Annotated in this window: 12 protein-coding genes; 8 read left to right on the top strand and 4 right to left on the bottom strand. The window is 46.3% G+C overall.

All coding sequences use genetic code 11. The annotated features are described in order from the left end of the window. The 3 genes from ABNT28_RS08225 to ABNT28_RS08215 form a co-directional block, all read left to right on the top strand. Positions 1-186 (top strand): aldo/keto reductase (locus tag ABNT28_RS08225; protein WP_348721365.1); only part of this gene is annotated, 186 nt, incomplete at its 5' end. An 11-nt stretch (positions 187-197) separates the two neighbouring features. Further along, complete coding sequence (locus ABNT28_RS08220; RefSeq protein ID WP_332923139.1) at positions 198-632, top strand: HIT family protein; 435 nt, start codon at positions 198-200, stop codon at positions 630-632. Then, entirely contained in the window at positions 632-967 is a 336-nt protein-coding gene (locus ABNT28_RS08215; protein ID WP_332923140.1) for a DUF952 domain-containing protein, read from the top strand. Before ABNT28_RS08220 ends, ABNT28_RS08215 begins: the two co-directional genes overlap by 1 nt. Positions 968-970: 3 nt before the next feature. Here ABNT28_RS08215 and ABNT28_RS08210 read toward each other — a convergent pair whose 3' ends face one another. Together ABNT28_RS08210 and ABNT28_RS08205 are read right to left on the bottom strand one after the other, a co-directional pair. After that, on the bottom strand, positions 971-2,497 hold the full coding sequence (locus tag ABNT28_RS08210) for a bifunctional 3-(3-hydroxy-phenyl)propionate/3-hydroxycinnamic acid hydroxylase (protein ID WP_348721364.1): 1,527 nt from the start codon (positions 2,495-2,497) through the stop codon (positions 971-973). Beyond that, positions 2,490-3,470: a VOC family protein gene (locus ABNT28_RS08205; protein ID WP_348721363.1), complete on the bottom strand. Its 981-nt coding sequence runs from the start codon at positions 3,468-3,470 to the stop codon at positions 2,490-2,492. Before ABNT28_RS08205 ends, ABNT28_RS08210 begins: the two co-directional genes overlap by 8 nt. A 139-nt stretch (positions 3,471-3,609) precedes the next feature. Here ABNT28_RS08205 and ABNT28_RS08200 point away from each other — a divergent pair, with 139 nt between their 5' ends. From ABNT28_RS08200 to ABNT28_RS08185, 4 genes are all read left to right on the top strand, one after another. Beyond that, positions 3,610-4,131, top strand: a complete 522-nt coding sequence (locus tag ABNT28_RS08200; protein ID WP_332923219.1) for a DUF2244 domain-containing protein — start codon at positions 3,610-3,612, stop codon at positions 4,129-4,131. A 109-nt stretch (positions 4,132-4,240) separates the two neighbouring features. Beyond that, positions 4,241-4,954: an ABC transporter permease gene (locus ABNT28_RS08195; protein ID WP_332923218.1), complete on the top strand. Its 714-nt coding sequence runs from the start codon at positions 4,241-4,243 to the stop codon at positions 4,952-4,954. Then, the gene (locus ABNT28_RS08190; protein WP_332923217.1) at positions 4,947-5,624 is read left to right on the top strand and encodes an ABC transporter ATP-binding protein; all 678 of its coding nucleotides are present in this window, start codon (positions 4,947-4,949) and stop codon (positions 5,622-5,624) included. Before ABNT28_RS08195 ends, ABNT28_RS08190 begins: the two co-directional genes overlap by 8 nt. Then, a complete protein-coding gene (locus tag ABNT28_RS08185) occupies positions 5,584-6,489 on the top strand; it encodes a substrate-binding domain-containing protein (RefSeq protein WP_348721362.1) in 906 nt (301 codons plus the stop codon). The genes ABNT28_RS08190 and ABNT28_RS08185 overlap by 41 nt, the downstream gene beginning before the upstream one ends. Before the next feature lie 21 nt (positions 6,490-6,510). On the opposite strand, the gene ABNT28_RS08180 is transcribed toward ABNT28_RS08185, so the two are convergent. Further along, positions 6,511-7,206 (bottom strand): glutathione S-transferase family protein, encoded by a 696-nt coding sequence (locus ABNT28_RS08180; protein WP_332923215.1) that lies wholly within the window; start codon positions 7,204-7,206, stop codon positions 6,511-6,513. A 165-nt stretch (positions 7,207-7,371) separates the two neighbouring features. Here ABNT28_RS08180 and ABNT28_RS08175 point away from each other — a divergent pair, with 165 nt between their 5' ends. Next, positions 7,372-8,142 carry a sulfite exporter TauE/SafE family protein gene (locus ABNT28_RS08175; RefSeq protein ID WP_332923214.1) on the top strand — a complete coding sequence of 257 codons (771 nt, stop codon included), beginning with the start codon at positions 7,372-7,374 and terminating at the stop codon, positions 8,140-8,142. 8 nt (positions 8,143-8,150) lie between these two features. Here the strand turns inward: ABNT28_RS08175 and ABNT28_RS08170 are convergent, their stop codons facing one another. Next, a complete protein-coding gene (locus ABNT28_RS08170; protein ID WP_332923213.1) occupies positions 8,151-9,302 on the bottom strand; it encodes a fatty acid desaturase in 1,152 nt (383 codons plus the stop codon). Positions 9,303-9,412 lie beyond the last annotated feature (110 nt).

Genomic DNA, 9,412 nt, shown 5'->3' with positions numbered 1-9,412 from the left:
GGACTTGACCTTTGCCAGATGGCGATTGCATGGACTCTGACCCGCCCTTTCATGGCCTCATCCATTATAGGTGCCACCAGCATGCAACAGCTTGAAACCATTCTTGGGGCGGCCGATCTGGTATTGTCCGACGAAGTCATGGCCGACATTCAAACAGCTTTCCGCAAACACCCAATGCCCTATTAAAGTCACAAACCATGTCCTTTAGCCTCGATAAACGACTTGAAGCTGATAGCCTGTTTATCACACGTCATGATGACATTCAGATACGGGTGATGAATGACGCGCGCTATGTCTGGGTTCTATTGGTGCCGGAAATCGCCAATGTGACAGAGTTACACGATCTGCCATCGGACAAACAGCAGATTTTGATGTGGTTAGCGGCATCAATAGGGTCAGACATGAAAGGTAATAGCTTGTCATCCATGCCGGCCATTACCAAAATCAACACAGCATTGATTGGCAATATGGTTAGCCAGCTTCATCTGCATATCGTCGGGCGACATCCAGATGACGAAGCTTGGCCTGCTCCTGTATGGGGGGTTGGTACCGCCATCAGTCTGGACGAGGACGGCATCGATCAACGGCGGCAGCTTGTTCTGAATATTGTGAAAACACTTCGGGAAAATTGATGAATTATATATATAAAATATGCCCTGCTGATATATGGGCAATAGCTGAAAAAAAGGGTGTCTTTTCCGGTGCAGGTATTGATATAGCTGATGGGTTCATTCATTTTTCAACCCACGCGCAAACTGCCGAGACCTTAAGGCTTCACTTTGCCGGCATCGCCAATCTCCGACTTGTTCAGATTGACGCTGACACGCTTGATATAACCTGGGAAGAATCACGTGGTGGCCAGCTTTTCCCGCATCTATATGGCAAGTTGTCCATGGCCAAAGTTAACGCTGTTTTTGATCTGCCCTTGAATAATGATGGCGTACATATATTACCCGATATTATCTAACGCCTAGTCAGGGATAGTTGCCATCGCCTCCGATATATTTTCGGTATCGGCGATAACAGCATGAATATAGCGATCAGGTCGGATAATAACGGCTGAAGCCCCAAGATCGTCAAGCATTGCAGATAGTTTTGGCTCATTCACATCACTGATAACACAAATATCATCGCGAGAGATTGCCGCTGCGCTGTCTGCCCGGGTTACAATTCCCCATTTCAACCCAATAAAATCATCGAGCAAGCGACCGTCAGAAAGTCGAGGTTGTGGCGCACGATAGCCACGCAATGGATCAGCTACATCACCTAAACCGTCCCCAAGCCGTGGCGCGATAGATTGCATTTTCGCATTTGTTGTCTTGGTATCTTCTTGATCTGGTTTGGGTGACGTCAAAGCGGTGCGCAAGCCCTCGGCAGTTTTACAGCTATTCAGCAAATTCCCCAGATATGTAGCCATTTCGATATAGGCACGTGCATGTGGTGCACGTTCACTGGCATAGCTGTCCAACACCGCAAATGCGCCGCCACGTAATGTATGTGCCAGCTTCCATGCAAGATTGGCCACATCACGGATACCGATACACATGCCCTGCCCCATAAATGGTGGAGTCAGATGCGCTGCATCACCAGCAATCATCACGCGACCACGGCGCCAATGCCGCGCCAGTTTGGACTGAAAGATGTAAACAGCGCGTCGTTCAATCGATAAATCATCCGGCGTCACACGCGGTGACAGAAATGACCAGATAAATGAATCTGAACGCACTTCATCATCTGTTTCATCATCTTTAAGGCTGATTTCCCAACGGCGCCAATTTTCTGGTTGCCGTGCATAGGTGCTTGGACGATCAGGATCGCATGTCTGGATGGTAAAATCACCAAGGTCAGGACGTGGTCTTTTCAACAGACCATCAATCACCAACCAGCGTTCCTTAAATCCTAGATCATGCATTTCATCGTCACGATCGACAGCCGTAATATCATCGCTAGATACAGCGTCCTTTGTTGTACTGACATAATGGCGAACAAAAGATCGGGCGCCATCACAACCAATCAGGAAACGTGCCGTTGCATTGGCTAATATCCCATTATCATCATAGGCTATAGCAACGTGACTTTCAGTCTGACTGATTGATGTGACAGTGGCACACCAGCGCATATCGATAGAGCTAAAACGCGTCATCCCTTTATGAAGGATGGCTTCTATATCTGGCTGATGAAAGCGATAGCTTGGATACCAACCATAAGGGCCAATAGATTGTGGCCGTGACCAGTCAACCAGCATATTCTGGTCTTTATCGACAAAATGCATACCAGCATTAACGCGTATCTTTTCATTGATGGCATCGGCAAGACCGATCGATTGAAATACACGCATGACTTCATCATCAAGATGCACCGCACGAGGCAAAGGATAAGCAGAAGCAGCGCGTTCCAAGACCAAAACGCGGAACCCGTGAAGCCCCAGAAAATTGGCAAGGGTTGCACCAGATGGCCCGCATCCGACGATTGCCACATCATACATGCTTTTAGTCACGGAAAGTCCCTTTAAACTGATCATAAAGCCAGGGGCAATCGGCTATTGCGGGTGCGCGCAGGCCATTACGTGCTGCTTCCAGACGCATTTCACGTAATTCTGTTCGGGGTGCTTCGGGTAAATGCAGACGCTCATGCCCCCAAAAGCTTGGGCCTACAGAGGTTTCATGCGGTTCCCATGTGGCCGGATCAATGACACGCCCACCCCAACCATTTTCAATGAAAAAATCTGATGGTGTGTGGGCATAAAACGACGTCATATAGTCATTCGTATGCCGACCAAGCGTATAGGCAATAGCGTTATCTTCAAGCTGTGCCAAATCATAACCCTGTCCCACATCATCAAGATTTTCATATTCGATCATAAAATGATGAAACCCCGTTCGGCCAGTACCAATCATTGCAAAACTGTGATGTCGTCCGTTCACGTGAAAGAAAAATAGCGGTATGGGTGACAAAGCATAGTCAGACACGTTGAATTCCAGAATGTCGCGGTAAAAAGGCATTAATCCATGCGCATCTTTGACGTGAAGCACCGCATGCCCCATGCCATAGGCACCAGTTTTGAAACCTTCGATAGGGCGCCCCGAAACAAAGGGATCGGTTGTGGTTTCGGGCGCGTAAAATAATTCGACACGATTGCCATCAGGATCGTCAAAATAAATCATACTATCGACGAAACGCTGGCCACATAGGGCGCGGGATGCTTCGAAAACTGGCGTATTTGCCGCATCAAGCCTTATCGCATAGCGTTCAAGCTCGGCGACATTATCAACCTGCCACCCCATAAAAGCGAGATCAGAGCCAGATTCGTTGGTAACAACAAAACGTTGCCGCCAATCATCCATTCGAAAAGATAGGCTGTTTCCCCCCTGATCACAGGCGTGCATGCCCAGTCGGCGGGTTGCAAAACCAAACCATTCATCCAGCTTGTCACTCCGCACACCAAGATATCCAAGCGCTATAATTGACATAATAACTCCAGCGATACAGCCAAACACCATAGTAACGTATGCATCTATAAGAGCAATACAGAACCAAACTTGAATGCGTATTTAATCATGCGTCAGATCGCCCCTTGACGATGAGAAAACTTAAATTCATTTTAACTAGATGATTACAGATTCATCAAAACATCATCATGTAGCAAGTGAACATTTGACGATATGGCCACACCGGTCTTTATCGGCAAAGGGCTTTGGCATTGTCATGGTGGCAATTGGATCACTTGCCTTTGTCATTGGTTTTGGCTTCTTTCTGGCAGGTGCGTGGCCCGTTATTGGTTTTCTTGGGCTGGAACTGTTGATTGTCTGGGGTGCGTTCAAGTTGAATTACCGGGCAGCGCGTCGCCGTGAAACCCTTATAACCGAAGCTGATGATCTGGTCATCCATCGTTCGGACCCTCGCGGCAAGGTTGACGTCGAACGCTTATCTACCGCGTGGCTTCGTGTCCAGGTCGTCCCCTCAGTGGCACCGACATCAGCACAGCGTTACCGCCAGCGCGTTATTCTGACAAGTCATGGCAAAAACACCGAAATTGGTAGCTTTTTGCATCCAGCCGAGAAACAGCATCTTGCTGATGAACTGAGCAGTATGATTGGCAGGGCACGCGAACGCCAACTTAACCACAAATAGACTTATCAACATCATCAATCAGCCATTCCGATTTTATTCTGTTATTTTCGGCACCAGATGATATTTATGATGCCCTGTGCGGCATCTAGTTGAGCCGTGAAAACAGGAGATGTTTTTGGACTTTTGGACGCCTTTTAAACTAGCATTTGATTTATTGCTGGCGGGGAACGCCGAATTGATGGGCATTATTGGCCTGTCTTTGAAAGTAAGCCTTACTGCCGTTATCATTTCGCTTGTCATTGGCATGCCGCTTGGGGCTGTTTTAGCTAGCAAGAAATTCTTTGGCGCACAGACATTAATCGTCATATCAAACACTTTTCTAAGCATGCCCCCAGTGGTTGTCGGTTTACTTATCTATATTCTGATTTCACGATCTGGCCCACTTGGCTGGCTGGACATTCTTTATACGCCTTATGCAATGATTCTTGCTCAAAGTGTTCTTGTCATACCCATGTCAATTGCCCTGTCACGGCAGATATTTGAAACATTGAACAATGAATATAAGCCACTTTTTACCTCGCTTGGCATCAATGCCATACGGCGCATTATGGTTTTGGTTGTTGATGCTCGTATCGCGCTGATTACCATTGGTCTGGCGTGTTTTGGACGCGCCATTTCCGAAGTAGGCGCCGTCATTATCGTCGGCGGTAATATCCGTCATACTACGCGGGTAATGACCACGGCGATTGCCCTGGAAACGTCAAAAGGTGAACTGGCTATCGCCATGGCTTTGGGACTAGTGCTGCTATCGATTGCATTACTGGTCAATATCGCCAGCCAATTTTTGCGGCATTACTTTAAAAAGGCAACGATTGATGTCTGATAACGCCATTATAAAAGCTGAAGCGTTATTCATCATACGTAATGGTACTGCTATTTTGAATGAGGTGACGACGCATATTTCAAAAGGCAAGAACACTATGCTTCTGGGACACAATGGCGCTGGAAAAAGCCTGTTGCTCCAAGCGTTGCATGGCATCATCACGCCAGATAGCGGCACAATTTCGGCACCACCCGCAAAGTCGCAAAAGATGGTCTTTCAAAAGCCAATTCTGCTTCGGCGAAGCGCATCACGTCATTTTGATTTTTTATGTCCTCATTTAAGCCCGACTGAAAAAATTCATTGGTTTAAACGCGCAGGACTGATGAATCAAATGCATACACCTGCCCGCCAGCTATCAGGGGGTGAACAGCAAAAACTGGCCTTCATTGGCGCGATGGCAAGCAAACCAGATATATTATTTCTGGATGAGCCTTCGGCCAATCTTGATTTTGAAGCCAGCGCAAAAATAGAGTCACTGATTGACCACGCCCAGAAAAATGGTGCAACGATCATCATGACCACCCATAATTTGGCGCAAGCGCGCAGGCTCGCGGATCATGTGCTATTCATAGACCATGGCAAAATCATCGAAGATAGGAGCGCAAAAGACTTTTTTGCAAATCCGTTACATGATGTTGCAAAATCATATATTGCCTATCATCGCGCTTGATTATCTGTTGCCGTTTGAAAGCCAAGCCATGCGTATGTTTCAAAATGTAAATCATCTAATTATTGTTATCATGGTCATGGCTTCTGCACATATATCGCGCACGGCCTTTGCCGATATGCCTTTTATGATTTTGCAATCGACTACATCGACGCAGAATTCTGGCCTTTACGATCACCTACTGCCACGTTTTACCGAACAAAGCGGTATCGAGGTGCGTGTAGTGGCGGTTGGCACAGGTCAGGCATTACGTAACGCCCGAAATTGTGACGGCGACCTTTTGCTGGTTCATTCAAAGCCCGATGAAGAGGATTTTGTGAATGCCGGATATGGCGCAAAGCGGCGTAATGTGATGTATAATGATTTTGTCGTTGTTGGCCCAAATCATGACCCTGCTGGCATTAACAAGGCAGATACCGTCGCCGAAGCCTTGCAGATGATTTATGCACAGCAAAGTAAATTTGCCACGCGAGGTGATGATAGCGGCACCCACAAAGCCGAATTGCGCTTATGGCAAAGTGCTGGCCTCAGTCCTGATGCTCTGCATGACCAATGGTATCTGGATACCGGACTTGGCATGGGAGCAACGCTCAATTTTGCTGTTCAGGCTAATAGCTATGCTATCAGCGACCGTGGCACATGGATCGCATTCGCCAATAAAGCAAACCATAAAATTCTGTTTGAAAGCGACCCGCCTTTGTTCAACCAATATGGGGTGGTTACAATCAATGCAGAACGATGCCCGCATGTTAAACAGGTTTTAGCAGAAAATTTTGCCAGCTGGCTTGTGTCGCCAACTGGTCAAAAGCATATCGGTGCCTATCGCCGCAATGGGGTGCAACTGTTTTTCCCTAATGCCGATAGATAGCTAAAAGAAACATAATTACAATCAGTCTGCGATTACACCTGTTGGCACCGAAGCACCATTGATGATCATTTGCGGCTGGATGCCCACACCAATCAGTTCTGGTCGGCTGTCGAGATATGCCTTTACCCCGTTCAGCCCTTCGACCGCAAGCATCATACGTCTAACCGCTGGAAAGTTAGCCAGTAAATCTTGATCAAGCATCAAAGCCAATGAAATATGATGATAAACACCAAAGTCGCAATAGAACGGTTTCGCGCCAAACATGAAATCACCATCTGGTGTTCTGTTCAAAAGTCTTTCAAAGTCATCAAGTTGGCTTAACAGCCCATCCATGAGGCCATCGCGCCGTTTCATAAAATCATCACCAACTGCAAAATTTACAATAGGATTTAGGGGGCGAAACATGGCTTGCGACGCCTCAAAAGCAGCATCAACCTTTGCTGCCAAAAGTCTATCATCTGGCATTGTGCCCGTAAGCGGGGCAAGAAACCTGACGATAGCGCCACTTTGTGTAATCTCAGTTTCATTATCGACAACCAGAAGTGGTAGCTGTTTATAGGCTACTGTTGGTTTTATTTCTGACCATGGCTTGCCATAATAATCCCAAGCCATTTCATAACTGTAAGGCACTGCACCATAATGCAACATCATTTGCGTTGTTTCTGTAAGCGCGCGCATCTTGAAATAAACAAGCCGTAAATGTGGAAGAGAAGCCATAATCAAAACCTTTTACAATATCCAAATTGATATCAGAATAAAGATTATCATCTCGAAACCAAGATGTTTTACATAAAATTCATAGCGCCATCTGTAAAACAAGCATATTTAATATACCTATTCACATTTGAAAGTATCCCTGCCCCAGTTGAAAGCATCCTTTGAATGGAAAATATGATTCTATCTGATCCTGTTATGCTGACAGCTTGCCTAATTGCCGTTGCTTTTGTTGGTCTGTCGAAAGGCGGGTTGGGCGGGGCTTTTAGTCTTCTGGGGGTGCCTATTATGGCGCTATTCATGCCACCGTTGCAGGCGGCCGCTTTGCTTTTGCCCATCTATCTGCTGATGGATGCAGTCAGTCTGTGGACATGGCGTGGGCAATGGGACAAGCGCATATTGTGGCAGATGGTGCCTGCCGGGCTTGTCGGTATTACTGTTGGCTGGCTAACGGCATCGATTGTTTCAGAAGCGGCCGTGCGGCTTTTGGTCGGCCTTGTTGCCCTAGGTTTTGTTATTCTGACTGTCGTAAGAGCAAGATATAAAATAGCTAATACAGCTAAAGGCAATAATCCACTGGGGGCATATTTCTGGGGTTTGCTGTCTGGCTTTACCAGTTTTGTTGCGCATGCTGGCGGCCCAACATTCCAGATTCATGTGATGCCTATGCGAATGCCGCCTGGTCTTTACACAGGCACAAGTGTGGTTTTCTTTGCGGTCATGAATTCTAGCAAAATCATTCCCTATTACGCATTGGGACAGTTTGATCAGCAAAATTTTTCAGCACTGCTTCCAATGTTTCCAGTGGCCATCATTGCCACACTTGCTGGCGCTTATATAGTCAAACGCATGAAGGCCGAAATATTCTATCCGTTCATGTACAGCATGGTTAGCATCGTATCGATCAAACTCATTCTCGATGGAATTTACGCGCTTTGATTCGCTACCTATTTTGCCGACGCATGCTGATCAATATCACCTACTGATGCTTCAAGGTTGGCTTCCTGTTTGATATTATTCACAGCTGGACTTGGCACGAATGTATCAAAAGCATAATCAGGTTCCACCTTTTGCCGATGCCACGTTTCGCGCATTTCCTGCCACGCCCCCCATAATGTCCGCGGCGTTGGCATATCTTTGGCGGTCGCGTGATAAAGCTTTTCAAGATTATAGCAAGGCACCCCAGCGAACATATGGTGCTCCAGATGCCAGTTCATGTGCCAATATAAAAACTCAGAAAGGGGATCTAACGTAATGGTTCGCACACATTTGCGGAAATCGGCGTTGTCATGCTTTAAACCGCAATGCATTGGCACGCCAACAAAGTAGCGATGTGCATTTGCGATAAAGACCGAACCAGAAATCAAAAGTGCCAGAATAGGATGCCCGATCGCAACTGACCCCCCAATCACACCCGCATGAAAAACAAGGACAATCCGCGCCCAATTCTTGGCTTTGGCGCGATGATCGTCACACCCTGCATATAATTCACTTCCCCAGGAATTATAGGGATTATCAAAACGGTTTAAGGTAATCTGGGTAAAATTGATCAAGGTTGGCAAGATCGCCTTTGACTGATACCCGCCTGTTATATTGATAGTGAAAAGCTGTAATAAATACCAGAGGCGCAAGGAAGGAGTGGCTGGCATAACCTCTTCGCGGTCGCCTTCAATATGCAATGTAAAGCGATGATGATAATTATGACTGAATTGATAGATACGGAAATTCTGCCATCCCAGAAGGGCAAAAATATACAAAAAGAAATCATTCAGCCATTTGGTTTTGAATACGGTCTTATGGCATAGCTCATGATGTGGCGCGGTAAAAAATGATGCCACAACGCCCTGCAAGAAAAGAGCAACAAAAAAACCAACCCATATTTCCTGCATAAACATATAGAACGCGGTCGCGCCCAAAACACCCCATAATGTCAGATGCCCTATGGCATGAGACAATCCCTTTATATCATCAGGCTTCATGAGATCACGAAGGACTGCTTTATCTACTGGGCAACGGTACCAGCGAATATTCAGGTTTTTGCTGACATCAATCATCGGTTCGAACATACTGTCCGTGACTCGTTGTGAAACAGGGTTCATCGACTACACCTTTATCAAATTAAGCTGTCGTCATATTTAAAAAATGAAATATAGAAATTTCAATGTTTTTTTGCACATAACCATAAAAGTATAAATTTTAAGACTTTTTG

The sequence above is a fragment of the uncultured Candidatus Puniceispirillum sp. genome, from assembly GCF_963979125.1.
Classification (GTDB): Bacteria; Pseudomonadota; Alphaproteobacteria; order Puniceispirillales; family Puniceispirillaceae; genus Puniceispirillum.
Note: the sequence above shows the minus strand (reverse complement) of the source record. Positions and strands in the feature narration are given on the sequence as shown.